This is a genomic window from Citrobacter werkmanii (assembly GCF_008693645.1).
In the GTDB taxonomy this organism is placed as follows: Bacteria; Pseudomonadota; Gammaproteobacteria; order Enterobacterales; family Enterobacteriaceae; genus Citrobacter; species Citrobacter werkmanii.
Map to the genome: position 1 here is coordinate 584,107 of NZ_CP044101.1, position 23,662 is coordinate 607,768.

The following is a 23,662-nucleotide window of genomic DNA, read 5'->3' on the forward strand; positions in this document are numbered from 1 at the left end:
AATGCGCTCCTTGGTTAGCGGAACAGGCGATACTCGTTACACAGCACCAGCTGCGCCGGTTCATCTTCTTCAATGTCGTTATAACGGGTGATAGGTTGCAGAAAATGGTTATCGTGGTCGTCGTCATTAACAGATGAGACCTCGCCAACCAGCACGTCGCCAAAACCTTTTTCCGCCCAGAAGCTGTGATACAGGCCCGGCGGCAGGCAGATGCTCTCCCCCGGCGTCAGGCGTAGTTGGCTGCCCGCGGCATGGGTTTGCCGACAGCCATCAATCACCACGTTCACGTCGCTGTCCTCTGTTTGCTCCCGGAGCCCCGCATTCCACAGTTCCACAATTAAATTACCGCCGCCACGATTGATAATGTCTTCGCGTTTGCGCCAGTGAAAATGCATCGGCGTGACCTGCGCCTCGCGAACATGCATGATTTTCTCGGCGTAGCATTTCTCGTAAGGCATACCTTTCGGCGAGCCATTACGCAGGGTGAACAGCGTTAACCCTTGCGCGGCGAAATTGTTGCCGCCAAATGCGGTGACATCCCAACCGAGCTTAAGGTCGAAAACTTCGCTCCAGGCAGAGGCATCAAGCCTGCGCCATTGGGTCGGCGGGAAACTGGCGAAAGGGGGGAGGTGCACATCGTGCAGAGAAAAAAACTGGCGCGTGTGGCCAAGGATTTCGTTTATTGCGGAGCGTTTCATAGCAGAATTCTCCTTAGAATAATGCCGGATGGCGCTGCACTTCTCCGGCCTACAAATTGATACCGATCTTGTAGGCCGGAGAAGGCATTTTGCCGCTATCCGGCGTTGCTGTGGCGGGTTATTTCACCGTCCAACCTTTATAATTGGCAACGTTGTTTTTATCGATCATTGTTACCGGGATCAGCACGGGCTCTTTTGGGGCGGGTTTCCCCTGCAGTATGTCATAGCCGATTTCGACCGCTTTGGCAGCCATCACCTGCGGATCTTGTGCTGGCGTCGCCACAAATAATGAGTTTTCGCGCTTCAGCGCCTCTTCACCGTCTGGCGATCCGTCGACGCCGACAATAAAGAATTCGTTACGCTGCGCCTGTTTTGCCGCCAGATCGGCACCGATCGCCGTGGGATCGTTAATGGCGAATACACCGTCGATCTTCGGATTTGCCGCCAGCAGCGCGGTCATGATCTCCAGCCCGCCCTCGCGGCTGCCTTTGGCGTTTTGGTTATACGACAGCACTTTGATGTCCGGATGGCGTTTGAACTCGGTCTGGCAACCTTCCACACGGTTCTGGACGGCGGAAACCGGCGGTCCGTTGATGATGACGACGTTGCCTTTCCCTTTCAGACGGTCGGTAATGTATTTGCAGGCCATTTCACCCGCCTGAGTGTTATCGGAGGTGATGGTCGCGTCTGCGCCTTCCGCCGCCACGTCAACGGCCACCACCACAATCCCGGCGTCTTTCGCGCGTTTTACCGCCGGACCGATGCCTTTGGAGTCCGCGGCGTTAAGGATAATCATGTCGACTTTGGCGGCAATAAAGTTGTCGATCTGCGATACCTGCTGCCCGAGATCGTAGCCGCTGGAGACCAGCGTCACTTTGACGCTATCACCCGCCAGCTTGCGTGCCTCCAGCTCCGCGCCTTTGGTTATTTGCACGAAGAACGGGTTCGCCAGGTCGCCCACCGTAACGCCGATCGATTTCAGTTCTTTTGCCTGCACAAACGGAGCTGCAGCAAGCAGTGCGCCTGCACAGAGCGCGGTCACTAATGGCTTCAAACGCATACTCGTTTCCTCACGTAGGGTATTGTTGTTATACGCCTGATGGCGCTGCGCTTATCAGGCCTGCGAAGGGGTAGGCCAGTAAGCTTGTCTATGCACTTTGATGATGTCGGGTACGGTATTTGTCGATCAGCACCGCTATGATGATCACCGCCCCTTTGATCACCAGTTGCCAGAAATAGGAGACGCCCATCAGCGTCATGCCGTTGTTGAGCGTAGCGATGATCAGCGCCCCCACCAGCGTGCCGGTGATGGTGCCGATCCCGCCGACAAAGCTGGTGCCGCCGAGGATTACCGCCGCGATGGCGTCCAGCTCGTAACCCATACCTAAGTTGCCGTTGGCGCTGTACAGCCGCGAGGCGCTCATCACCCCGCCCAGACCTGAAAGCAAACCGCTGATGCCGTAGACGAACAGCAGCACCAGCCACACTTTGATCCCGGTTAAGCGTGCGGCCTGCATGTTGCCGCCGACCGCGTAGATATGAACGCCGAGCGTGGTGCGGCGCAGAATAAACCAGCACACCACCACCACCGCCAGCGCAATGACTACCAGCCACGGAACCGGGCCGAGATAGTTGTTGCCGATCCATTCAAAACTGATGTTGGAGTTAATCACCGTGGTGCCATCGGCCAACAGATAGGCCGCGCCGCGCAGCGCGGTATAGGTTCCAAGCGTGACGATAAACGGCGGAAGCCCGGCAAAAGCCACCAGCGCACCGTTAAACAGCCCCAGCACCAGGCCGAGCATCAGCGCCGCCGGAATCGACAGCATGGCAAACTCAGGAATAAGAGAAACGACCATCGCCGCAACGGCGGTGGTGCCGAGAATCGAGCCAACTGAGAGATCGATCCCGCCGGTCAAAATGATGAAGGTCATGCCAGCCGCCAGCACGATGTTGATCGAGGCCTGGCGGGTAATATTCAGTAGGTTGCTTTCGGTGAAAAAATTGGGCGCAATAAAGCCAAATACCGCCACAATCAGGATCAAAATTGGCAAGATGCCGACTGTTTGCATCAGATCGCTCATCAGCATCTTTTTTGCGGTGGTGGATTTCGCCACCTGCTGGGGAGTGGTTGGACTATTCATGGGACACCGCCTGATGATGGGAGTCGTTCACGCCGGTCGCCAGCGTCATAATATTTTCCTGGGTAATACTTTGTCCGTTCAGCTCGCCGGCAATGCTGCCTTCGCGCATGACGTACACGCGATCGCTCATGCCAACGACTTCCGGCAATTCGCTGGAGATCATCAGGATCGCCACGCCTTTGCGCGCCATGTCGTTCATGATCCGGTAGATCTCGCTTTTCGCGCCAACGTCTACCCCGCGCGTGGGTTCATCGAGGATCAAAATGCGTGGGCCGATCGCCACCCAGCGCGAGATCAACAATTTTTGCTGATTACCGCCGGACAGCCCACCTGCGCGTACCTGCGCGTGCGGAACGCGAATGTTGAGCAGTTTGATAGCGTCATCGGAAATGGCCTGCGCCTTTTTGCGATCGAGCATGCCCCAGTTGGCATCGCGCTCCAGCGTCGCCATAGTGATGTTCTCTGCTGCCGCCAGTTCTAAAAACAGCCCCTGTTCTTTACGGTTCTCGGTCAGAAAGCCGATGCCGTGATCAATCGCCTCGCGCGGGGAGTGGATCACCACCGGTTCACCGTCTACTTCAATCATGCCGCCGACGGCTTTACGCACGCCAAAAATCAGTTGCGCCAGTTCGGAGCGCCCGGCGCCAACTAACCCGGCGAGGCCGACGATCTCCCCGGAGCGCACCAACAAGCTGCACGGCTGGACTTTATGACCGTCGGTCAGGTGGTGGACGTTGAGGCGCGCTTTACCTAAGGGAATATCGCGCTCTTTGTTGAACAGATCGCTTAGCGGACGGCCCACCATCATGCGCACCAGTTCAGGGGCGTTGAGCTTGTCGCGGGTCAGGCTACCGACGTATTGCCCGTCGCGCAGGACGCTGACGCGATCGGAAAGTTCGTACACTTCCGCCATGCGGTGGCTGATGTAAATAATCGCCATCCCTTCATCGCGCAGGCGCATGATCAGTTCGAACAGGCGGTGGGTTTCACGTGAGGAGAGGGCGGCGGTGGGTTCATCCATCACCAGAATGCGGCTGTTACGGTGCAGAGCGCGGGCGATTTCCACCTGCTGCTGTTCGGCGATGGTCAATGTCATCACGCGATCGCTGGCCTTAAACTGGGCGCCGAGTCGGTCGATGACTTTCTGCGACTGCAGCACCATCTCTTTACGCTGGACCAGACCGCCGCGCGACAGCTCGCTGCCAAGAAAGATATTTTCCGCCACCGTCAGGTTAGGCGCCAGCTGCATCTCCTGGTAAATCAGTGTGATGCCCGCGCTGAGCGCATCTTTTGGCCCACGAATGTGGAACGGCTGGCCATCAATCAGGATCTCGCCGCTGGTGGCGGTGTAGGCGCCCGCGAGGATTTTCATCAGCGTGCTTTTCCCCGCGCCATTCTCGCCCATCAGGGCATGAATCTCACCCGGCCAGACGGTTAAATCGACCCCTTTCAGCGCGTAAAATTTGCCAAACGCTTTGGCAATGTTGCGCATCTCCAGAACCGGTGTCCTGCTCATAGCGGATCTCCTGTGGGGTGGCCGATATCAGCAGTCCATCACAGGAATGTAAATGCAAAATGTCAGAAGCCGTTCATATTTGTCATATTGCGATTTTTCTTCACGGAGCGTGATATGCCGCAACCGGGACGTCACTTTTTCGCCAGTGCGCGCGGACGATTACTGTTCTTCAATCTGCTGGTGGTGGCGGTCACGCTGATGGTGAGCGGCGTGGCGGTGCTGGGGTTTCAGCATGCCAGTCAAATTCAGGAGCAGGTACAGCAGCAAACCGTTGATGACATGACCGGCAGCATGAACCTGGCGCGTGATACGGCGAACGTAGCAACGGCGGCGGTGCGACTGTCGCAGGTGGTCGGCGCGCTGGAATACAAAGGTGAAGCGGAGCGGTTGCAGGAGACCCAGCGGGCGCTGAAGCATTCGCTGCAACAACTGGCTGGCGCCCCGCTGGCGCAGCAGGAGCCGGTGCTGGTCGAGCGCATTATCCAGCGCAGCAATGAGTTACAAAGCAGTGTGGAAGGTATGTTGCAGCGCGGACAGCGGCGGCATCTGGAACGTAACGCGCTGCTCAGTTCGCTGTATCAGAATCAAAGCTATTTGCGCCATCTGCAAACGCTTACCGGCGCGCAGGATGACATGCTGCTGGGGCAAATAGACCGCTTGATCGTTGCCGCCATTGAGACTCCCACGCCGCGATCGGTAGTGAAACAACTCGACAGCGTGGTGAGCGCGCTGCCTTTACATCATTCCAGCCCGTTGATAAGCAGAATCCTCAACGATTTCAATCAGGAACTGCATAAGCTGGAGCCGCTTTCTTCCGCGCTGGAGCAGAGCGATCTGGCGATCAACTGGTATATGTTTCATATCAAAGCGCTGGTGGCGATCCTTAATAGCGATATTAATCAATATGCCTCGCAGGTGGCGCTGATTTCTGAGCAGCGGGTGGCGCAAAGCCATCAGGAACTGCAATCCGGCGCGTTGTTTATTATGGTGTTTGCGTTGCTGGCCGTAGTGATTACCGGTTTTGCCGGTTGGTATATCTATCGCAACCTCGGCTCTAACCTGACGGCAATTTCGCAGGCGATGACCCGGCTGGCGCACGGTGAATCGGACGTCAGCGTTCCGGCCCTGCAACGGCGCGATGAGCTGGGCGAACTGGCCCGCGCTTTTAGTGTCTTTGCCCGTAACACCGCTTCGCTGGAGCACACCACCCGATTACTTAAAGAAAAAACCAGCCAAATGGAAATCGACCGCACCGAGCGCCAGGAACTGGAAGAGGCGCTGCTGCACAGCCAAAAGCTGAAGGCGGTGGGGCAACTGACGGGCGGATTAGCGCATGATTTCAATAACCTGCTGGCGGTGATTATTGGCAGTCTGGATCTGGTGAACCCAGACTCACCCGATGCGCCGCGGGTCAATCGGGCGCTTAAAGCCGCCGAGCGCGGGGCGCTACTTACCCAGCGGCTACTGGCCTTTTCGCGCAAGCAATCTTTGCATCCCCACGCGGTGGAGCTGAAAACGCTGCTGGAAAACCTGGGCGAACTGATGCGTCATTCGCTCCCGGCCACGCTGACGCTGGAGATTGAAGCCCAGTCTCCCGCCTGGCCCGCGTGGATTGACGTCAGCCAACTGGAAAATGCCATTATCAATCTGGTGATGAACGCCCGTGACGCCATGGACGGGCAGGCGGGCACGATTAAAATCCGTACCTGGAACCAACGGGTCACGCGCAGCGATGGGCGTAAGCAGGATATGGTGATGCTGGAGGTCGCCGACCAGGGCTGCGGGATGTCGCAGGAGGTGAAAGCTCAGGTCTTTGAACCGTTTTTCACCACCAAACAGACCGGCAGCGGCAGCGGGCTGGGGTTATCAATGGTCTACGGCTTTGTACGTCAGTCCGGCGGGCGTGTGGAGATTGAAAGCGCTCCCGGGCAGGGAACGACGGTCAGGTTGCAGCTTCCTCGCGCCGTAGTGCCGGTACAGGCTGAGGCAGAACCGATAGCGGAACACGCGGCTAATAGTGGCGAAAAACTGGTGCTGGTGCTTGAGGACGAGGCTGATGTGCGCCAGACGTTGTGTGAGCAATTACACCTGCTGGGCTACCTGACATTAGAAGCCGCCAACGGGGAACAGGCGATGCATATGCTGGCAGCTTCATCCGAGATTGATATTTTTATCAGCGACGTCATGCTGCCCGGTGGTTTAAGCGGCGTGGATGTGGTTAATCATGCCCAGACACATTATCCGCAGCTGAACATCCTGCTGATGAGCGGTCAGGATTTGCGTCCGGCCCATAACCCGGCGCTGCCGGATGTGGCGTTATTGCGTAAACCCTTTACCCGCACAGAACTGGCGCAAGCGCTGCGGCATTCGCGTAATTGAGATTCCTCCGCTACCCGCGCAAATTCGCTTTGATTACCGTGGGGCGAGTTTCTCGATGAGGCTGGTTTTATGCAACGCTCCGCGACATTCTTACTTTTCTCTCTGCTGATGATGACCACCGTTTCGGCGCAGGCGGATATTATCGATGATGCCATCGGCAATATTCAGCAGGCGATTAACGACGCATACAAACCGGACAACGGGCGGGATTATGATGACGCTCGTGATGAAAGCTGGCAGCGTCAGATGAGTGACGATCGGCGCAGGCAGTATGATAATCGCCGTCGCCAGTTTGAAGACCGACGTCGCCAACTGGATGACCGTCAGCGTCAGCTTGATCAGGAACGACGTCAGTTAGAAGACGAAGAACGCAGAATGGAAGAGGATTACGATCGTTAGCATCTAACTCCCCAATATGCGTGATAATTTTACTTCCGGTATGAAAGTTACCATTGAGCCCAACACACCAACTTAATGTTAATCAATGCACTTGAGCACAGTGCGTCTATGCACTACAATCTCTTTATGCTTATGCAAAAGGTGTTGGCAATGGAATGTCTAAATCATTAAATATCAGAAATTTTCGGGATACATGGCTTGAAGATTTTTTTGAGCGGGCAACACCGCACAGAAAAATACCCGCGGATATTCACACCGCATTAGCCAGAAAGCTGGATATCATCAATGCGGCGGTTTCGCATCGGGATTTGCGCTCGCCGCCAGGGAATAGATATGAAGAGTTAACCGGAAAGTTACAGGAATATTCTTCAATAAGAGTAAATAAGCAGTACCGATTAATATTTAAATGGGTTAACGGTAAGGCCGAAGATGTGTACTTAGACCCACACATCTACTAGAAAAATGTAAGGTAACGATATGAAACAGGCAACCAGAAAACCAACTACTGTGGGTGATGTCCTGCAATATGAATACCTGGAGCCGCTCGATCTGAAAATTAACGATCTAGCTGAAATACTGCATGTTCACCGTAATACGGTGAGCGCACTGGTCAATAATAATCGCAAATTAACAACGGATATGGCATTTCGCCTGGCGAAAGCGTTTGATACCTCCGTTGATTTCTGGCGTAACCTACAGTCGGCGGTTGACCTGTGGGAAGTTGAAAATGATATGCGGGCGCAAGAAGAACTGAACCGTATTATGTCTGTTAAAGACTTTGTCGCGCAGCGAAATGTCGCCACTAAGAAAGTCGCCTGATAGGCTGCTTATAGGCCGGAGCGGGTGTTTCACAGCGTCCGGCAAATCTCGCTAATCCAGCACAATCTCCATCCCGTCATATCCTGTTTCGATGCCTGTCGGCAGCGGATTTTCCATCAGCCACAGATCAAACTGATGGCTGATATGCGTCAGGATAACCCTTGGACAGCGGATAACCTCGTTCAGCGCGATGACGGTATTGAGATCGCAATGATTGCGCGGCGGTTCGGCGCGCGGGGCATGGCTGCAGTCGATGATAATCACCTGCGGTGGGTTATTGTGGAGAACCTTCAGCGTCTTATCGGGAAGCCCGGCGGTGTCGGAGAGCCACGCCACCCGGCAGTGCGCGGTCTCGAACAAATAGCCAAACGTCAGCTTTGAATGGTTGAGCGGCAGCGGCGTCACCTGCAACCCTTGCAGGTCAAATACCACGAACGGCGCAACGGTATGGCTAAAATCGAGAATACCGGGGTGCTTAAACAGATCGTCGCAACCCTGCTCATCCGGTGGGCCGTACACCGGGATGCTCGCCCCCACGCCCCAGCGCAACGGAAACAGTCCTTGCACATGATCCATATGATAGTGGGTCAGCAGAAACTGCTGAAAGCTGCCCGCTGGCCAGTCGTCCATCAGATGCGGGATCCCCGCGTCCAGCAGGGTTACCGCATGATTGAATTTGACCACCCCGCTACAGGGGCGTCGACGGTATTGCGCCTGTACGCGCGCCCGCTGACAGGCCGCGCAGCCGCAGCCAAATGCCGGCACCAACTGCGCGCCGCCGGTTCCCGTCAGCGTAATGGTCAGACTCATGGCTCCCCCTACAACGGTTTGGTGAAGCGGAAATGGCTCTGGGTATAGCCTTCGCGCTGGTAGAAACGGTGCGCGTTAAGGCGTTGGGTGCTGGTGGAAAGCTCGGTCATTTCTGCGCCTGCTTCGCGTGCGGTGGCTTCGGCCCAGACCAGTAGCTGACTGCCTACCGTTAATCCTCGCGCCTGTGGCATCACCACCAGTTCCTGAATCTCGCCAATCCAGTTGGCGTGGTGCAGATGAAACTGCAGGTGCAGACCGATCAAGCCGACGACTTCTCCGTCGAGCAGCGCCAATTGGTAGTGCATATTAGGATCTTGCAGATTCGCGGCGTATCCGGCGCTAAAGGCCTGGCGATCGAATTGTCCCTGCTTGAGTTCACAGATGAGCGCGTAAACCGCATCGGTATCGTAGAGTGTGGCGCGGCGTAATTCACAGACAGACATGTTTCTTCTCCTTGCGTCCCATCAGTGCGAGCAGTGTATCGACAGACTGTAGCAAACTGCCATCATTGTTGAGGACGTGGCAGTCATACGGCGCGTAGCGTGCCGCGCGTTCAAGGCGGGCGGCGATTTCCGTTTCACTCTCCCGCCCACGCGCCTGCAGACGCTGCCGTAGAATCGCTGGGGAAACCTGTAAGCAAATAGGAAGTAACGACGCGCCATAACGAGCCTGCGCCAGGGGCAGATGGGCGCGCGATCCGTTGACCACCACATCAAAACCGGCGTGCAGCCAGAGGTCAATCTCCACGCCGACGCCGTAGTAGAAGCCGTTTGCATGCCAGCTCAGCGCCAGCAGATTCTGCCCGGCGCGGGTAAAAAATTCTTGTTCACTCAGCGCAATATGATTTTCATTCCCGGCGTTAGCGGCACGGGTGATGTATCGATGCGCCACCAGCAGTTGCGCGGGTTCCTGCAGGCGGAGTTCCGCCAGCAGACTGTCCTTACCAGAGCCGGATGGCCCCATCAGCCAGATCAGTTTCCCCATAGTCAGAATACCCTTTTGCCCTGACGCCAGACGTGGTCGATATGGATGTTGCCGCCTTTGCGATGTGCCAGCACCAGATCCGCCCGTTTACCTTCGGCAACAACGCCGCGATCGTCGAGATTCAATGCCCGCGCCGGATTGCGGGTCACCAGACGAATCGCCTGCGGCAGCGTAAAGCGGTTGGCGTCGTCATCCGCTACGCGAAATGCCGCGTCGAGCAGGCTGGCGGGGTAGTAATCGGAGGAGAGAATATCCAGTAACCCCAGCTCAGCCAGCTTATGCGCCGCCACATTGCCGGAATGAGACCCTCCGCGCACGATGTTTGGCGCGCCCATCAGCACGTTCATTCCGTGCTGGCGCGAGGCTTCAGCCGCCGCGAAAGTGGTAGGAAATTCGGCGATTACGCTGCCAAGTTGGTGCGATTCCAGCACATGTTCGCTGGTGGCATCGTCATGGCTCGCCAGCGCGATATTACGTTCGCGGCAAAGCTGGGCGATGGCGTTACGATTGGGCTGCGACCAGCGTGCGGCGAGGGCCAACTGTTCTTCTTCATAGCGGGCCATCTGCTCGTCGGTGAGCGAATATTTGCCCTGATAATACTCGCGGTACTTTTCTCGATTGGCGAACTGGCGCTGGCCCGGCGAATGATCCATCAGTGAAACCAGCGTCACCGGCTCGCGCCCGACCAGTTTTTCAAACAGCGGCAGGGTGGTGTGGTGCGGCAGTTCGCAGCGCAGATGCAGGCGGTGTTCGGCGCGATTGACCCCGCGTTTTTGCGTCTCTTCCACGGCGTTGATCATCTTCTCCAGATTTTCCAGCCGATCGCCGCCGTCGCGCACGTCGCCAATCGCCACCGCGTCCAGCACGGTAGTAATGCCGCTGGCGACCATTAGCGCGTCATGGCTGCTCATCGCCGAGTGGGCAGGCCAGTCGACCTTCGGGCGCGGGGTGAAGAATTTATCCAGATTATCGGTATGCAGCTCAATCAACCCTGGCAGCAGCCAGCCGCCTTCGCCGTCTAAAGCCTCCGGCAGACGGCTCTGGGTTTCGGCAAAGGCGCGAATAACCCCGCCCGCAATTTCCAGCGATCCTTGCACCACGTCATCTTCCAGAACCAGCTTTACATTGTTGATAATCATGCTGTTGTTCCCATCAGGTGCAGACGGTCCGCTACGCGGTCGCGCACGGTTTGATCGTGAAAAATACCGACAATGGCTGCGCCGCGGGCTTTCGCCTCTTCAATCAACGCCACCACGGCAGCGCTGTTTTTGGCGTCCAATGAGGCGGTCGGCTCATCGAGCAGCAGAATAGGGTAATCGACGATAAACCCACGGGCGATGTTGACGCGCTGCTGTTCGCCACCGGAAAAGGTCGATGGCGCCAGGTGCCACAGGCGTTCCGGTACGTTGAGACGCGTTAACAGGCTGGCGGCTTTCGCGGTGCATTCTTCACGGGATACGCCGAGATCCAGCAGCGGCTGCATCACCACATCCAGGGCGCAGACACGGGGGATCACGCGCAGAAACTGACTTACCCAGCCGATGGTTGAACGGCGAACTTCCAGCACTTTGCGCGCCGGGGCCTGCACCAGATCGACCCATTCATCGCTGTGGCGAATGTGGATGTGCCCTTCATCCGGCAGGTAGTTAGCGTACAGCGAACGCAGCAACGTGGATTTACCGCTGCCCGAGTGACCGTGCAGCACCACGCATTCGCCGCTTTTCACTGCCAGAGTGGCGTTTTGCAGCACTGGCAGACGTACGCCGTTTTGCTGGTGGAGCACGAAGGTTTTACTGACATTTTCAACGCGAATCATTTTTGCCTCGAGATTTTTGCCGGATGGCGGCTGCGCCTTATCCGGCCTACAAAAGTGCGATCCAGGTAGGCCCGATAAGCGCAGCGCCATCGGGCTCAACAAAAAATCAGTTCTGCAATACGGACGACACCAATAACTGGGTATACGGATGATGCGGATCGTCGAGCACGCGGTCGGTTAACCCACTTTCCACCACCTGACCCTGCTTCATCACCAGCAAACGGTCCGCCAGCAGACGCGCCACGCCCAGATCGTGGGTGACAATCACCACCGCCAGATCCAGTTCCACCACCAGGCCGCGCAGCAGATCCAGCAGTTTGGCCTGTACCGATACGTCCAGCCCGCCGGTGGGTTCATCCATAAACACCAGCTTCGGGTGGGTGACGAGGTTGCGGGCGATCTGCAGGCGTTGTTGCATGCCGCCGGAGAAGGTGGTCGGCAGGTCGTCGATACGTGAGGCGGGGATCTCCACCTCCTCCAGCCAACGCTGCGCGGTGGCGCGAATGTCGCCATAGTGGCGCGCGCCGGTGGCCATCAGGCGTTCGCCGATATTGCCGCCTGCGGAAACCTGACGGCGCAGGCCATCCAGCGGATGCTGATGCACCACGCCCCACTCGGTGCGCAGCAGACGGCGGCGGTCGGCCTCGTTCATGCCGTACAACGAACGGTTCTGATACAAAATTTCACCGTTCTGTGGCGTCAGACGTGAAGAGATTGATTTCAGCAGAGTGGTTTTGCCGGAACCGGACTCGCCGACGATACCCAGCACTTCGCCAGGCCACAGGTCAAACGAGACGTCGCTGAAGCCTTTGCCCGGCGCGTAGAGATGAGTCAGGTTGTTGACTGAAAGCAGCGGTTGCGTCATTTGCTGAGAGCCTCGCTCTGTTGGCGGCAGTAGTCGGTGTCGGAACAGACAAACATGCGTTTGCCGGTGTCATCGAGCACCACTTCATCGAGATAGCTGTGGGTAGAGCCGCAGATGGCGCAAGGCTCATCCCAGCTCTGCACGGTAAACGGGTGATCGTCGAAATCGAGGCTCTCTACGCGGGTGTAAGGTGGAACGGCATAGATGCGCTTTTCACGACCAGCGCCAAACAGTTGCAGGGCCGGCATCATGTCCATCTTCGGATTGTCGAATTTCGGGATGGGCGACGGGTCCATGACGTAGCGGTTATTGACCTTCACCGGATAGGCGTAGGTCGTGGCGATATGGCCGAAGCGGGCGATATCTTCATACAGTTTCACCTGCATGATGCCGTACTCTTCCAGCGCGTGCATGGTGCGGGTTTCCGTTTCACGCGGTTCAATAAAGCGCAGCGGCTCAGGGATTGGCACCTGGAAAATGATTATCTGATCTTCCACCAAGGGTGTTTCCGGGATGCGGTGGCGGGTCTGGATCAGCGTGGCGTCTTCGGTACGCTCCGTCGTCGCCACGCCCGTCACGCGTTTGAAGAAGTTGCGGATCGACACCGCGTTGGTGGTGTCGTCCGCGCCCTGGTCAATCACCTTCAGCACGTCCGGTTCGCCAATCACGCTGGCGGTAAGCTGAATGCCGCCCGTGCCCCAGCCGTAGGGCATCGGCATTTCACGTCCGCCAAATGGGACCTGATAGCCGGGGATGGCTACCGCTTTCAGAATGGCGCGGCGGATCATGCGTTTGGTCTGTTCATCAAGATACGCAAAGTTGTAGCCGGAGAGGTTAGCGGTCACGGGCGGCCTCCTGTTGCAGGCGTTTGAGCAGTTCCAGTTCGGCCTGGAAATCGACGTAATGGGGGAGCTTGAGGTGCGATACAAAACCCGCCGCCTCGACGTTATCCGCATGTGCCAGCACGAACTCTTCGTCCTGCGCCGGTCCCGTGACCGTTTCATCGTATTCGGCCGCCTGTAAGGCACGGTCCACCAGCGCCATCGCCATCGCTTTACGTTCGCTCATGCCGAACACCAGCCCGTAGCCGCGGGTAAAATGGGGAGATTCGTTCTCTGGCGCGACAAAGCCGTTGACCATTTCACACTCCGTCATCAGCAGTTCGCCGACGTTCACCGCAAATCCCAGCTCTTCCGGTACGGTTTCCAGTGCGACGTAGCCGCTGCGGATCTCGGCGGCAAACGGGTGGTTGCGTCCGTAACCGCGTTGGGTGGAGTAGGCCAGTGCCAACAGATAGCCCTCGTCGCCGCGCATCAGCTGTTGCAGGCGTGAGGCACGCGAGCACGGGTAAACCGGCGGCGTGCGAGTGATATCATCGGGTGCGTCGCCGTTATCTTCTTCGCGTTTTGCCAGCCCCTGGTTTGCCAGCAGGGAAAAGACGTGCGGGGAGGCATCCTGCGTGTTATCCGCGCAGCGCAGCGGCGGCGTTTCACCATTGGCCAGCAGGGTAAAATCCAGCAGGCGATGGGTGTAATCGTAGGTTGGACCTAACAGTTGCCCGCCGGGAATGTCCTTGTAGACCGCGGAGATTCGGCGTTCAAGGCGCATTTCCGCACTGTTTACCGGTTCGCTGACTGCCACCTTTGCCAACGTCGTGCGATAGGCGCGCAGCAAAAAGATGGCTTCGACGTTATCGCCGCTGGCCTGTTTTAGCGCCAGCGCCGCCAGTTCGCGGTCGGCGATGCCGCCTTCGGTCATCACCCGATCGACCGCCAGGTTCATCTGCTGTTCGATTTGCGCGACGCTCAGTTCGGCAATGGTCTCCTCGCCCCGGCGTCGGTTTTCCTGCAGGGCGTGGGCGCTGGCTATCGCCTTTTCGCCCCCTTTGACAGCGACGTACATCAGCACACCTCCACATGAGTCGTTCGCGGAATAGCCAGCAGGCGTTCGCCGCAGGTGAGGATCAGATCGACCCCCAGCGGGAACGGATGCGGGCGTTCGGTGAGTTCGTGAATCAGGCATTCCGGCAGCTGCGGCGCGATCATGCGTTCCTCGGCGATACCGGCGCCGGTCAGACGCAGCATGCGTCCACCGCTTAAACCAGAGACCTGAACAATCAGCGTGGCGCTGGTCTCTGGCGCGACGGCGGAACCGGCGGAGAGGGCGTTTAGCTGTTCGCTGCTGATGCGTTCGTCGGCGACAGCAAATGCCGCCAGCTGTGGCTGATCCACCAGCGGCGCGTTGGTATGAAAACGCAGATTCTGCCGGGCAATATCGTTATCCATCGACGGCGCCAGCCAGACCGGCGTGTCGCCATCAACCAGCGTCAGCAGCACGCTGGTGGTTGCCAGGCCCAGCGGCTGCCAGCCATGTTTCAGTTGATGCAGGGCGACGATCACGCCCGGTTCACTCATGGCTTTCAGCAGGCGACGAAAGCTCTGCTGCGCATCCTGAACGGGTAAATTAAAAGCGGTTTGTAAGGTCATGCGTTATCTCCGCGTACCAGCGTGAAGAAGTCGACCCGGCTGGCGTTGATTTCGGCACGGCGTGCGCTAATCAGCGCATCGCGTTCCGCTTCCAGCGGGACAATCAAGGTTTCCATTAAGCTTTGGAAATGCGTTTGTTCCTGCAGCAGGGCGTCAATTACCGCGCACTGCTCGGCATGGTGTTTGTTACGTCCCAGCAGGTAGCTGTAACCCAGCGTGCCGCTCGTCAGGCGCACCACCGCGCGGGTGAGCGTGGTGTCGCCAGCAAAGAAGCGATTGCCGGTACCGCCCATGCGGGCCTGGATTTGCATCAGTCCGCATTCCGGTGCGCGGATAAGTTCATAGTCCGGCGTCAGTTTGAGCGCGTTGATGCGGGCGTTCAGCGCATCGGCATTGCTGTAAGCCAGCGCGCGCATCCAGCGCTGGCGGGTGGCGGTATCGAAATGCATTCAGTGCTCCATAGTGAATTCGATCATGTCGGCGCGGGTCAGGCTGACGGAGTATTCCGCCGCCTGCTCTTCGCCTTCACGGTGGTTCAGGGTGCGCACGCACAGCAGCGGCGCCATGTTGGGGATTTCCAGCACCTTGCTCTCTTTGGCCTGGGCCCGGCGGGCGCTGATGCGTGTTTGCGTGCGCAGGAGCGTCAGACCGGACTGTTCGCGTAAGTAGTCATGCAACGAACCGCTGGTAAAGCCCTGCATAAGCGGCCACAGCGTGAGGTCGGAAAAATAGTGGTCGATTTGGCACAGGGCGATGCCGTTAACCCGGCGCAGAGTGCGCAGGTGAATCACGTTGTCGCCTTCGTTAATGCTGAGCGCGTCGGCAATATGGCTGGAGGCCGGGCGCAGCACCGCCAGCAGTTTTTCGCTGGTGGGGTGGCTACCCTGGTCCAGCAGGTTCTGACTGAAACGCGCCTGGGCATTGAGCGGGTAATCAAACGGGCGCATCAGCACCAGCACGCCGACGCCCTGGCGACGTTGAACCCAACCGCGCTCAACCAACTGGTCAATGGCGCGGCGCAGGGTGTGGCGATTCACCTCGTAGCGCGCGGCAAGCTGCTGCTCGGCGGGCAGATAGTCCCCACAGCGATAATGTTGACGAAGCTCCTGCTCAAGTCTCGCGGCAATTTCCTGATAACGCGTTGGATAACTGGTCGGATGTGTAGACAAGTGCATAGCAATCAATGCCTCGTTAATCAGATAAAGTGCTTACGCAAACGCTGGGAAAGGAAATCCAGCAGGCTGACGGTGACGATGATTAACACCATCAGGGCGCAGGTTTGCTGGAACTGGAAGCCGCGGATCGCCTCCCATAAGGTCACGCCGATACCGCCTGCGCCCACCATGCCGACCACCGTGGCCGAGCGAACGTTGGACTCAAAACGGTACAGCGAGTAGGAGATCAGCAGCGGCATCACCTGCGGCAAAACGCCGTAGAGGATCTCTTCAATTTTGTTGGCCCCGGTGGCGCGAATGCCTTCTACCGGGCCCGGTTCAATGGCTTCTACCGCTTCGGAAAGCAGCTTGGAGAGCACCCCGGTAGTGTGGATAAATAGCGCCATCACCCCGGCGAACGGACCTAAGCCGACGGCGACCACGAACAGCATGGCGAAGACCATTTCGTTGATGGCGCGGCAGGCGTCCATCGCTCTGCGCATCGGCTGGTAAATCCACCACGGCACGAGGTTATCGGCGCACATCAGGCCGAAAGGAATCGACAGCACCACGGCGAGGGCGGTACCCCAGACGGCGATTTGCAGGGTGACGGCCATTTCACCGAGATAGTCCTGCCACTGGCTGAAGTCCGGCGGGAAGAAGTCGGCGGCGAAGGTCGCCATATTGCCGGAATCCTGGATCAGCGTGAGCGGAGCCATTTCGGCACCTTTCCACGAGACCACCAACACGGCGAGAAGAATGGCCCAGCTCAGTAGCGAGAACCAGCTACGTTTGGGCGGGGCGACGGTGATGGTTTGCATGTTTAGCTCCGTTGGTACGTGTGTTTGCGTGGTAGGCCGGATGGCGCTGCGCTTATCCGGCCTACAATCCGGTCTACAAATCACTGCACCGCTTTGGTGACGCTGGTCATAGCGCCCAGCGCGGCGGTCAGACGGTCCAGATCGTCGAGCTGCGCTTTCAGCGCCGAGGTTTTGCTGGCTTTCTGTTCCTCGTTCAGCCCTTTGTTGTCCTTCACGCCCTGCATCTCTTTAAACAGCGCCAGTTGACGAATTGGCACCAGTTGCAGGTCGCTGGAGGCACGGAACGGCGCCCAGCCCAGGCGTTCAAGTACGGTTTTCTGTTCCGGCGTTTTGCCGTAGTTCATAAAGAAGTCGTACACCTTGTCCTTGGTGGTTTCGGAGAGGTTTTTACGCCAGACGATCGGATCGCCCGGGATCAGCGGTGACTTCCAGATCACCTTCAGCTCTTTCAGTTTTTCCGGTGCGGAAGTTTTCAGTTTGTCGAGGTTTTCGGTGTTGTTGGTGGCGACATCGACCTGCTTGTTGGCGACGGCCAGCGCGTTGGTTTCGTGTCCGGCGTTAACGGTGCGTTTGAAATCACTGGCGGAGATGTTGTTTTTGGCGAAGACGTAGTAACCGGGGACGAGGAAGCCTGACGTGGAGTTGGGATCGCCGTTGCCGAAGGTCAGATCTTTACGTTTGGCGATCAGATCGTTCAGGTTGTTGATCGGACTGTCTTTGTTGACGATCAACACGCTCCAGTACCCCGGGGATCCGTCGGCGGCGACGGTCTGGGCAAACACTTGTCCGTTAGCGCGATCCACCGCTTCCATTGCCGAGAGGTTGCCGTACCAGGCGATATCGACTTTGTTAAAGCGCATTCCCTGGATGATCCCGGCGTAGTCCGGGGCGAAGAAGGCGTTCACTTTCACGCCCAGTGACTTTTCCATGTCCTTCAGGAACGGTTCCCACTGCGGCTTCAGGTTTTGCTGTGATTCGGTCGAAATAATGCCAAAGTTCAGCGCTTTTTCCTGCTCTTCGGCATGGACCGGGCTGAGCAGGGTGCTGAGACTAAACATGCTGGTAAAGGCCAGCGCGGCAACTGTCTTATAGCTCATTTCCATTCCTCATTGTGGGGATGTCAGGCAGCCTGCGCGTTCTGTTCGACGCGGTTCATGCTGCGGTAGAGATGGTCAAAACGATCGTTATCAAAATGCTGGCTGCTGCCGTCAAAGAAGACATTGCCCTGGCGCAGCGCGACGATGCGTTCGCAATAGCGCAGGGCGTAATCCACCTGGTGCAGCGTGACGACCACGGTGATGCCGTCGGTCTGATTAATGTCGCGCAGGGTATCCATTACGATGCGTGCGGATTCCGGGTCCAGCGAGGCAATAGGCTCGTCGGCCAGGATCACTTTGGCCTGCTGCATCAGCGCCCGGGCGATAGCGACGCGCTGCTGTTGCCCGCCCGAAAGCGTGGAAACGCGCTGATACGCAAAGTGCGCCATGCCAACGCGGGTCAGCGCCTGGAGCGCACGCTGTTTCTGCTCCTGACTGAACCAGCTAAAACAGGTGCGCCAGAATGGCGTGCTGCCGAGCGCGCCAATCAGGACGTTCTCCAGTACTGTCAGACGGTTAACCAGATTGAACTGCTGGAAGATATAGCCGGTGTGGGCGCGGCTTTGGCGGATATCGCGTGCCAGCCGACCTTCGTGTTGGACGGTGCGACCCAACAGCTCAACATGGCTACCGGGCGATTTATCCCCGGTGATCAAACCGCTTAAATGACGTAAAAGGGTGGATTTGCCGGAGCCAGACGGCCCAAGCAGAGCCACCATCTCACCGGAACAGATGCTCAGATCAACCGCATTGAGCGCCTGATGCTGGTTGAAGGATTTGGAGAGTTTCTCGACGTGGATAATCGTTTGCATGATGCGGCCTCCCTAAAAAAGTGGCCCCATCGTGGCGGATCAATGTGACGTTTTCGTTAAGGGATGGTTACTCAACAATGAAGAGTTGAGCGATTTTTGATGACAGTACGGGAGGACAAGCCTCCCGTTGGATTACTCGGTAGGTTGCTGCTGTTTGACGACGTTGATCATCCACGGTACGCCATACTGGTCGCTCACTTTACCAAAACCGTGGGCCCAGAAGGTTTCCTGCCAGTCCATTTCGATTTTTCCGTTTGCCGCGAGGTTATCAAACCAGCGCTTACCTTCGTCGACATTTTGCGTGTCGAGCACCAGCGTGAAGCCAGAGTAGTGGGCATTTCCATCGGGGGCGCTATCGCTCATCATAATGTCGCTGCCCGCAACGCGCAGGTTGGCGTGGGCGATAGCGGTATCGGGGAATTTCATTCCTGAAGGGCAACCTTCTTCACTGTCCTGCGCCGATTTGGGCATTTCACCGAAGTTGATTTTGTAGAGCAGCTCGGCGCCTAATGTTTTTTGGTAGTAGGCGATGGCGTCTGCGCAGTTGCCTGCAAAGGAGATATAGGGACTTAACGGCATGATCTTTACCTCAGGTAAAAGAAACCAGTTAAGTGTAGTTAGCGTCTGCAAAAATAAACCAGGCGGGAAGTATGAGCTTCCCGCCTGGCAGATGAGCTGACACAGGCCTGATTAGCGCAGCGCCATCAGGCAATTTGCATCAGTTCTTTTTCACAAACTCTGATTTCAGCTTCATTGGGCCAAAGCCATCGATTTTGCAATCGATGTTGTGGTCGCCTTCCACCAGACGAATGTTTTTTACTTTGGTACCGATCTTCAGCATTGAAGAGCTACCTTTTACCTTCAGGTCTTTCACTACGGTAACGCTGTCGCCGTCGGCCAGCAGGTTGCCGTTAGCATCTTTAACGATAAGTTCGTCGCTGTCCTGAGCCGGTTCAGCATCGTTCCATTCGTGAGCGCATTCCGGGCAGATGAACATGCCGTTATCTTCGTAAGTGTATTCGGAGTTGCATTGTGGGCAGTGTGGTAATGACATGTGGATTTCCTCAAAAGTCAGCAGGGGCAAATGCGCCCAAAAAATGGCAGATTGCCGAAAAAGGCCGCAATTATACATAAAATCCCTGCTTTTGTCGGGACTACTGCGCGATAAAGCAAAATGATCTGCTGTAAAGATCCTTTGCTTTCACAGCAATGAAGTATGGCGCAATATTTTTTAAGGGAAATTGCTACGCCAGGTTATTTAAGATAAGGTGAGGCGAAATAACTGATATTTATAGGTAACACCGCTTACGGGTGTCTACATCCTGATGGCAGAATATCTCCTGCCCCCTTAATTTTAGTAGGGGAATTCAGCGGGTATTCTTTAAAACTGAACTACGCTGTTTATCTTTCTTACTTATTACATAAGTGAGAGGCATCAGGCCAGCGGTTATATGCCAAATTTATTTTAATAATATCAATTGGTTGTTTCGATTTTAATTATTTCCACACGTAATTATAAAAGCCGAAAATCTATAAATAAAACGATTAGGCTAAATAAAAGTAATGCCATTTGCGTTAAGGAAAAATTTTCCATGCACACACAGACAATATATGAATTAAGTCAGGAAGCTGAACGCTTGCTGATGCTCTCTCTTGAACATCTCCGGCAATTACAAAAATTGCCTATGACGTCGTTGGATAATGTCGCGCTGCAACATGGAGAGCATAGCAGACAGGTTGTTCAGCCCCTGCATTTCAGCGCGCGTGGCATGGACGTCCAGCAGGCGACGCTCAATAATGAGCTGCGCAAGATTACGCGTCTGGAAATGGTGCTGGCCATCGTTGGCACTATGAAAGCGGGAAAATCGACGACGATTAACGCGATTGTCGGCACAGAAGTTTTACCTAATCGTAATCGTCCGATGACGGCGTTACCGACGCTTATTCGCCATACGCCGGGGCAGAAAGAGCCGGTACTGCATTTTTCGCATGTCGCGCCGATCGAAGCCTTAATGAAGGTTTTACAGCAGCGCATGCGGGCATGCGATCGCCAGCGTCTTACGCAGACGCTGGAAATTGATAAGGATATGAACGTCCTGCTGCAGCATATTGAAAACGGCGTGGCATTTGAACGGTATTATCTTGGCGCACAGCCTATTTTCCATTGTCTTAAAAGCCTGAATGACCTGGTGCGTTTGTCAAAAGCGCTGGAGGCTGATTTTCCTTTTGCCGCTTATGCCGCGATTGAGCATATTCCGGTTATCGAGGTCGAATTTGTCCATTTGGCCGGACAGGCAAGCTATCCGGGGCAATTAACGCTGCTGGATACGCCGGGGCCGAACGAGGCCGGACAACCGCACTTACAAAAAATGCTGAATGAACAGCTGGCGCGGGCTTCTGCGGTCCTGGCGGTAATGGATTACACCCAACTGAAGTCGATTTCTGATGAGGAAGTCCGTCGGGCGATTATGGCGGTCGGGAAAACAGTGCCGCTGTACGCGCTGGTCAACAAATTCGATCAGAAAGACCGCAACAGTGATGATGAAGAGCAGGTGCGGGCTTTGATTTCCGGCACGCTGATGCAAGGCGGAATCACCCCTGAACGGATCTATCCGGTTTCCTCGATGTGGGGCTATCTGGCGAACAGAGCGCGTCATGAGCTAACCACCCGCGGGCGGTTGCCGGATCATCAGGTGCAACGCTGGGTACAGGATTTTGCCGAAGCGGCGCTGGGCAGGCGCTGGCGTACCACCGATCTTGAGGATACGGAGCACATCCGTCATGCCGCCGATTTACTGTGGGAAGATTCGTTGTTTGAGCAGCCGATTCAGAACGTGATTCATGCCGCTCACGCCAATGCTTCGCTGTATGCGTTACGTTCCGCGTCGCATAAGTTATTGAACTATGCGCAAAGCGCGCACGAATATCTGGAGTTTCGCGCCCACGGATTAACGGTGGCCTATGAAAAACTGCGGCTGAACATTACGCATATTGAAGAGGATATGCAGCAGTTACAGGTAAGTCAGGGGCGAGTGAGCGATGAAGTTAACCATGAAGTAGAACTGGCGCTCGCATCTGCCGCGACCTATCTCAATGAGCAACAGACTGAGATTCTGTGCGGCATCAATACGTTTTTTGTCAAAGAAAACGTCCTGATGATGTCACCGCACGGCCAGGGATCAGGCGCTATAACGGCTGAAATGGCGGGTGAAATGCTGGTGCTGCATGACGAAGGGCAGGCGAAAATCGTCTTAGATAAAATGCGCTCGTCCTGTGAAGGGGTATTGCTGGCAGCCCAGGAGAGTATTAGCCGGGATTTAGCGCTACGTTTTGAGCAGCTTGAGTCGACCCTGTCCCGGGCACTCAATGACGCTATGCGGCCTATTGAATTGCGGGTGAAAGAGGAGCTGAATCACGCCGGATTTCGTGCGTGTATCCGTTTTCCGGCCTTTCATGCGGCGATGTTTAATTTTAATACCCGCCAGCTATTTAATGAGGCTATTGAACAGGATATTCCGGCGGAAAATACGTCGTCTACTGGCGGTGTGGTGCGTGACACTTTCTCCCGTTGGCTGAATCAACCCAACTGGGGATGGAATGATTACGTCGAAACAAAAACGCGTTATCTCATTGATATGGGCGCGCTGCACAAGAGCCTTGTGCATTACGTTACCCAGTTTTGCCAACAAATTCGTAAAGCTTTGGTTGCTCAGGTCGATATTTCCGTTACGGCAGGCATGACCACGTTTTTTGCTGATTTTTCGCTGTGTCTGGCGCAATTACAGGCGAGCCTGCGTGAGAGCCTGACCCTGCGCCAGCAAAATGAGTCTGCGGTGAATGCGTTGAATGAACAATTACAGCATCGCATTACAACGGCGGCATGGCTTTATGAAGATTCCCGCTTGCTGCGCGACGATATCAACACCCTTTTTGCAACTGAGCACACATGACTAACGTGTTACTGGAAGGCCCCGGGCGGACGCTGGAGTGTGTCTACCCGAAGTTTATGGTCGATCTGGTTCAAGGAGATGAAACCAAACGTTCCGGCGGTTTTCTGCAACAGCAGCAGCGGCTGCGTGCGCGCCTGACGCAGGAGGTGCTATCCCAGACGCAACTTCGGGCGTGGGTGATGGCGGGAGTGTCCAGCGAGCATCTGGTGATGCGTCTGAAGCTGGTGGAGAAGTTGGCGGGCATGATCGACCCGGGCCATCTGGCGCTGGTGCGCATCGCCGAACGGCTAATGTTTTTGCAACAGACCGAACATCCGCGGGGGCTGTCCACCCCCGGTCTCATACAGCAGATAAATTCGCTTACGGACTGGTTCACTCAACGCGGCGCGTATAAAGAGAAGGCATTGACGCAACGCGGCCTGACGGTTCAGGCGGGCGAACACAGCGAGCAAATTTTTACCCGGTGGCGGGCTGGGGCGTATGACGGCTGGTCGTTACCCGGACGCTGTTTTGTCGCGCTGGAAGAACTGCGCTGGGGAGCTTTTGGTGACGCCTGCCGATTAGCGAATGCCGATGTGGTCTCAATGCTTAAAGACAATCTGCGCATCATGGCTGCTCAGACGCTGGCAGACAGCGTGAATGCGGCGCCCGCTACGCGTCATTATTATCATCATTGGCTCAGCGCGCCGACGGTTGGCGGCTCGGGCGAGCACAACGATATGTTGAGTTGGTTAGGCGACTGGTGTGATGCGCAGCGCCATCCGGTGAGCTGGTCGGTGACGCAGCGATGGCAGAATGTGGCGTTGGGAATGCCGCGATTGTGTTCGGCGAAACGGCTGGCTGATGCGATGGTTGAGGAGATTTTTGCACCGTCCCCACTCATCAATTGAGCAGGGGCGGTCAGTGGGGCTA

The 23,662-nt window shown here is 56.3% G+C and carries 26 protein-coding genes; 6 read left to right on the top strand and 20 right to left on the bottom strand.

The features are described from left to right. Positions 1-14: 14 nt before the first annotated feature. The 4 genes from FOB24_RS03470 to FOB24_RS03485 all read right to left on the bottom strand — a co-directional run bounded on the left by FOB24_RS03470 (position 15) and on the right by FOB24_RS03485 (position 4,358). Positions 15-698, bottom strand: coding sequence for a D-lyxose/D-mannose isomerase (locus FOB24_RS03470; RefSeq protein WP_087856526.1), 684 nt, complete (start codon positions 696-698; stop codon positions 15-17). A 118-nt stretch (positions 699-816) separates the two neighbouring features. Continuing rightward, positions 817-1,758 (bottom strand): ABC transporter substrate-binding protein, encoded by a 942-nt coding sequence (locus FOB24_RS03475; protein ID WP_042312943.1) that lies wholly within the window; start codon positions 1,756-1,758, stop codon positions 817-819. Between the two features lie 88 nt (positions 1,759-1,846). Next, positions 1,847-2,842, bottom strand: a complete 996-nt coding sequence (locus tag FOB24_RS03480) for an ABC transporter permease subunit (RefSeq protein ID WP_150344514.1) — start codon at positions 2,840-2,842, stop codon at positions 1,847-1,849. Continuing rightward, positions 2,835-4,358: a sugar ABC transporter ATP-binding protein gene (locus FOB24_RS03485; protein WP_038636350.1), complete on the bottom strand. Its 1,524-nt coding sequence runs from the start codon at positions 4,356-4,358 to the stop codon at positions 2,835-2,837. The genes FOB24_RS03480 and FOB24_RS03485 overlap by 8 nt, the downstream gene beginning before the upstream one ends. A 114-nt stretch (positions 4,359-4,472) precedes the next feature. Between FOB24_RS03485 and FOB24_RS03495 the strand changes: the two genes are divergently transcribed. The 4 genes from FOB24_RS03495 (at position 4,473) to FOB24_RS03510 (ending at position 7,955) form a co-directional block, all read left to right on the top strand. After that, positions 4,473-6,737, top strand: a complete 2,265-nt coding sequence (locus tag FOB24_RS03495; protein ID WP_150344515.1) for a hybrid sensor histidine kinase/response regulator — start codon at positions 4,473-4,475, stop codon at positions 6,735-6,737. Between the two features lie 69 nt (positions 6,738-6,806). Then, complete coding sequence (gene yjdP, locus FOB24_RS03500; protein ID WP_069325126.1) at positions 6,807-7,136, top strand: DDRRRQL repeat protein YjdP; 330 nt, start codon at positions 6,807-6,809, stop codon at positions 7,134-7,136. A 155-nt stretch (positions 7,137-7,291) separates the two neighbouring features. Further along, the gene (locus tag FOB24_RS03505; RefSeq protein WP_038636359.1) at positions 7,292-7,594 is read left to right on the top strand and encodes a type II toxin-antitoxin system RelE/ParE family toxin; all 303 of its coding nucleotides are present in this window, start codon (positions 7,292-7,294) and stop codon (positions 7,592-7,594) included. A 19-nt stretch (positions 7,595-7,613) separates the two neighbouring features. Next, complete coding sequence (locus tag FOB24_RS03510; protein ID WP_038636361.1) at positions 7,614-7,955, top strand: HigA family addiction module antitoxin; 342 nt, start codon at positions 7,614-7,616, stop codon at positions 7,953-7,955. Positions 7,956-8,006: 51 nt separating this feature from the next. Here FOB24_RS03510 and phnP read toward each other — a convergent pair whose 3' ends face one another. The 16 genes from phnP to FOB24_RS03590 all read right to left on the bottom strand — a co-directional run bounded on the left by phnP (position 8,007) and on the right by FOB24_RS03590 (position 19,854). After that, the gene (phnP, locus tag FOB24_RS03515) at positions 8,007-8,765 is read right to left on the bottom strand and encodes a phosphonate metabolism protein PhnP (protein WP_150344516.1); all 759 of its coding nucleotides are present in this window, start codon (positions 8,763-8,765) and stop codon (positions 8,007-8,009) included. An 8-nt stretch (positions 8,766-8,773) separates the two neighbouring features. Beyond that, entirely contained in the window at positions 8,774-9,208 is a 435-nt protein-coding gene (gene phnO / locus FOB24_RS03520) for an aminoalkylphosphonate N-acetyltransferase (RefSeq protein ID WP_150344517.1), read from the bottom strand. Beyond that, positions 9,195-9,749, bottom strand: coding sequence for a ribose 1,5-bisphosphokinase (gene phnN / locus FOB24_RS03525; RefSeq protein ID WP_137347414.1), 555 nt, complete (start codon positions 9,747-9,749; stop codon positions 9,195-9,197). Before phnN ends, phnO begins: the two co-directional genes overlap by 14 nt. Before the next feature lie 2 nt (positions 9,750-9,751). After that, complete coding sequence (phnM, locus tag FOB24_RS03530) at positions 9,752-10,888, bottom strand: alpha-D-ribose 1-methylphosphonate 5-triphosphate diphosphatase (protein WP_038636374.1); 1,137 nt, start codon at positions 10,886-10,888, stop codon at positions 9,752-9,754. After that, complete coding sequence (gene phnL, locus FOB24_RS03535; RefSeq protein ID WP_150344518.1) at positions 10,885-11,565, bottom strand: phosphonate C-P lyase system protein PhnL; 681 nt, start codon at positions 11,563-11,565, stop codon at positions 10,885-10,887. Before phnL ends, phnM begins: the two co-directional genes overlap by 4 nt. A gap of 106 nt (positions 11,566-11,671) precedes the next feature. After that, the gene (gene phnK / locus FOB24_RS03540; RefSeq protein WP_003826710.1) at positions 11,672-12,430 is read right to left on the bottom strand and encodes a phosphonate C-P lyase system protein PhnK; all 759 of its coding nucleotides are present in this window, start codon (positions 12,428-12,430) and stop codon (positions 11,672-11,674) included. Then, positions 12,427-13,218 (bottom strand): alpha-D-ribose 1-methylphosphonate 5-phosphate C-P-lyase PhnJ, encoded by a 792-nt coding sequence (phnJ, locus tag FOB24_RS03545; protein WP_230592289.1) that lies wholly within the window; start codon positions 13,216-13,218, stop codon positions 12,427-12,429. The genes phnK and phnJ overlap by 4 nt, the downstream gene beginning before the upstream one ends. A gap of 46 nt (positions 13,219-13,264) precedes the next feature. Then, positions 13,265-14,332 (bottom strand): carbon-phosphorus lyase complex subunit PhnI, encoded by a 1,068-nt coding sequence (locus tag FOB24_RS03550; protein ID WP_085049655.1) that lies wholly within the window; start codon positions 14,330-14,332, stop codon positions 13,265-13,267. Continuing rightward, entirely contained in the window at positions 14,332-14,916 is a 585-nt protein-coding gene (gene phnH / locus FOB24_RS03555; RefSeq protein WP_003031824.1) for a phosphonate C-P lyase system protein PhnH, read from the bottom strand. The genes FOB24_RS03550 and phnH overlap by 1 nt, the downstream gene beginning before the upstream one ends. Beyond that, a complete protein-coding gene (phnG, locus tag FOB24_RS03560; protein WP_110496201.1) occupies positions 14,913-15,365 on the bottom strand; it encodes a phosphonate C-P lyase system protein PhnG in 453 nt (150 codons plus the stop codon). The genes phnH and phnG overlap by 4 nt, the downstream gene beginning before the upstream one ends. Further along, the gene (phnF, locus tag FOB24_RS03565) at positions 15,366-16,091 is read right to left on the bottom strand and encodes a phosphonate metabolism transcriptional regulator PhnF (protein ID WP_121529854.1); all 726 of its coding nucleotides are present in this window, start codon (positions 16,089-16,091) and stop codon (positions 15,366-15,368) included. Between the two features lie 20 nt (positions 16,092-16,111). Beyond that, positions 16,112-16,891 carry a phosphonate ABC transporter, permease protein PhnE gene (gene phnE / locus FOB24_RS03570; RefSeq protein WP_038636402.1) on the bottom strand — a complete coding sequence of 260 codons (780 nt, stop codon included), beginning with the start codon at positions 16,889-16,891 and terminating at the stop codon, positions 16,112-16,114. An 80-nt stretch (positions 16,892-16,971) separates the two neighbouring features. Beyond that, positions 16,972-17,988: a phosphonate ABC transporter substrate-binding protein gene (gene phnD / locus FOB24_RS03575; protein ID WP_038636405.1), complete on the bottom strand. Its 1,017-nt coding sequence runs from the start codon at positions 17,986-17,988 to the stop codon at positions 16,972-16,974. Positions 17,989-18,011: 23 nt separating this feature from the next. Then, positions 18,012-18,800 (bottom strand): phosphonate ABC transporter ATP-binding protein, encoded by a 789-nt coding sequence (phnC, locus tag FOB24_RS03580; protein WP_150344519.1) that lies wholly within the window; start codon positions 18,798-18,800, stop codon positions 18,012-18,014. Positions 18,801-18,932: 132 nt separating this feature from the next. Beyond that, positions 18,933-19,379: a VOC family metalloprotein YjdN gene (gene yjdN, locus FOB24_RS03585; protein WP_038636411.1), complete on the bottom strand. Its 447-nt coding sequence runs from the start codon at positions 19,377-19,379 to the stop codon at positions 18,933-18,935. 139 nt (positions 19,380-19,518) lie between these two features. After that, the gene (locus FOB24_RS03590; RefSeq protein ID WP_003031835.1) at positions 19,519-19,854 is read right to left on the bottom strand and encodes a zinc ribbon domain-containing protein YjdM; all 336 of its coding nucleotides are present in this window, start codon (positions 19,852-19,854) and stop codon (positions 19,519-19,521) included. Positions 19,855-20,392: 538 nt separating this feature from the next. Here FOB24_RS03590 and crfC point away from each other — a divergent pair. Both crfC and FOB24_RS03600 read left to right on the top strand, forming a co-directional pair. After that, positions 20,393-22,750 (top strand): clamp-binding protein CrfC, encoded by a 2,358-nt coding sequence (gene crfC / locus FOB24_RS03595; protein ID WP_150344520.1) that lies wholly within the window; start codon positions 20,393-20,395, stop codon positions 22,748-22,750. Further along, on the top strand, positions 22,747-23,640 hold the full coding sequence (locus tag FOB24_RS03600) for a diguanylate cyclase regulator RdcB family protein (protein WP_069325135.1): 894 nt from the start codon (positions 22,747-22,749) through the stop codon (positions 23,638-23,640). Before crfC ends, FOB24_RS03600 begins: the two co-directional genes overlap by 4 nt. The last annotated feature ends 22 nt before the right edge of the window (positions 23,641-23,662 follow it).

Bases quoted from the DNA above. Each gene is read 5' to 3' on its own strand.
- phnN (WP_137347414.1), bottom strand. From the start codon at position 9,749: ATGGGGAAACTGATCTGGCTGATGGGGCCATCCGGCTCTGGTAAGGAC.
- FOB24_RS03590 (WP_003031835.1), bottom strand. From the start codon at position 19,854: ATGTCATTACCACACTGCCCACAATGCAACTCCGAATACACTTACGAA.
- yjdP (WP_069325126.1), top strand. From the start codon at position 6,807: ATGCAACGCTCCGCGACATTCTTACTTTTCTCTCTGCTGATGATGACC.
- FOB24_RS03495 (WP_150344515.1), top strand. From the start codon at position 4,473: ATGCCGCAACCGGGACGTCACTTTTTCGCCAGTGCGCGCGGACGATTA.
- phnH (WP_003031824.1), bottom strand. From the start codon at position 14,916: ATGACCTTACAAACCGCTTTTAATTTACCCGTTCAGGATGCGCAGCAG.
- phnG (WP_110496201.1), bottom strand. From the start codon at position 15,365: ATGCATTTCGATACCGCCACCCGCCAGCGCTGGATGCGCGCGCTGGCT.
- yjdN (WP_038636411.1), bottom strand. From the start codon at position 19,379: ATGCCGTTAAGTCCCTATATCTCCTTTGCAGGCAACTGCGCAGACGCC.
- phnO (WP_150344517.1), bottom strand. From the start codon at position 9,208: ATGTCTGTCTGTGAATTACGCCGCGCCACACTCTACGATACCGATGCG.
- FOB24_RS03480 (WP_150344514.1), bottom strand. From the start codon at position 2,842: ATGAATAGTCCAACCACTCCCCAGCAGGTGGCGAAATCCACCACCGCA.
- FOB24_RS03470 (WP_087856526.1), bottom strand. From the start codon at position 698: ATGAAACGCTCCGCAATAAACGAAATCCTTGGCCACACGCGCCAGTTT.
- FOB24_RS03485 (WP_038636350.1), bottom strand. From the start codon at position 4,358: ATGAGCAGGACACCGGTTCTGGAGATGCGCAACATTGCCAAAGCGTTT.
- phnK (WP_003826710.1), bottom strand. From the start codon at position 12,430: ATGACGCAACCGCTGCTTTCAGTCAACAACCTGACTCATCTCTACGCG.
- FOB24_RS03510 (WP_038636361.1), top strand. From the start codon at position 7,614: ATGAAACAGGCAACCAGAAAACCAACTACTGTGGGTGATGTCCTGCAA.
- phnE (WP_038636402.1), bottom strand. From the start codon at position 16,891: ATGCAAACCATCACCGTCGCCCCGCCCAAACGTAGCTGGTTCTCGCTA.
- phnP (WP_150344516.1), bottom strand. From the start codon at position 8,765: ATGAGTCTGACCATTACGCTGACGGGAACCGGCGGCGCGCAGTTGGTG.
- phnC (WP_150344519.1), bottom strand. From the start codon at position 18,800: ATGCAAACGATTATCCACGTCGAGAAACTCTCCAAATCCTTCAACCAG.
- FOB24_RS03550 (WP_085049655.1), bottom strand. From the start codon at position 14,332: ATGTACGTCGCTGTCAAAGGGGGCGAAAAGGCGATAGCCAGCGCCCAC.
- FOB24_RS03600 (WP_069325135.1), top strand. From the start codon at position 22,747: ATGACTAACGTGTTACTGGAAGGCCCCGGGCGGACGCTGGAGTGTGTC.
- crfC (WP_150344520.1), top strand. From the start codon at position 20,393: ATGCACACACAGACAATATATGAATTAAGTCAGGAAGCTGAACGCTTG.
- phnM (WP_038636374.1), bottom strand. From the start codon at position 10,888: ATGATTATCAACAATGTAAAGCTGGTTCTGGAAGATGACGTGGTGCAA.
- phnL (WP_150344518.1), bottom strand. From the start codon at position 11,565: ATGATTCGCGTTGAAAATGTCAGTAAAACCTTCGTGCTCCACCAGCAA.
- phnD (WP_038636405.1), bottom strand. From the start codon at position 17,988: ATGAGCTATAAGACAGTTGCCGCGCTGGCCTTTACCAGCATGTTTAGT.
- FOB24_RS03505 (WP_038636359.1), top strand. From the start codon at position 7,292: ATGTCTAAATCATTAAATATCAGAAATTTTCGGGATACATGGCTTGAA.
- FOB24_RS03475 (WP_042312943.1), bottom strand. From the start codon at position 1,758: ATGCGTTTGAAGCCATTAGTGACCGCGCTCTGTGCAGGCGCACTGCTT.
- phnF (WP_121529854.1), bottom strand. From the start codon at position 16,091: ATGCACTTGTCTACACATCCGACCAGTTATCCAACGCGTTATCAGGAA.
- phnJ (WP_230592289.1), bottom strand. From the start codon at position 13,218: ATGATCCGCCGCGCCATTCTGAAAGCGGTAGCCATCCCCGGCTATCAG.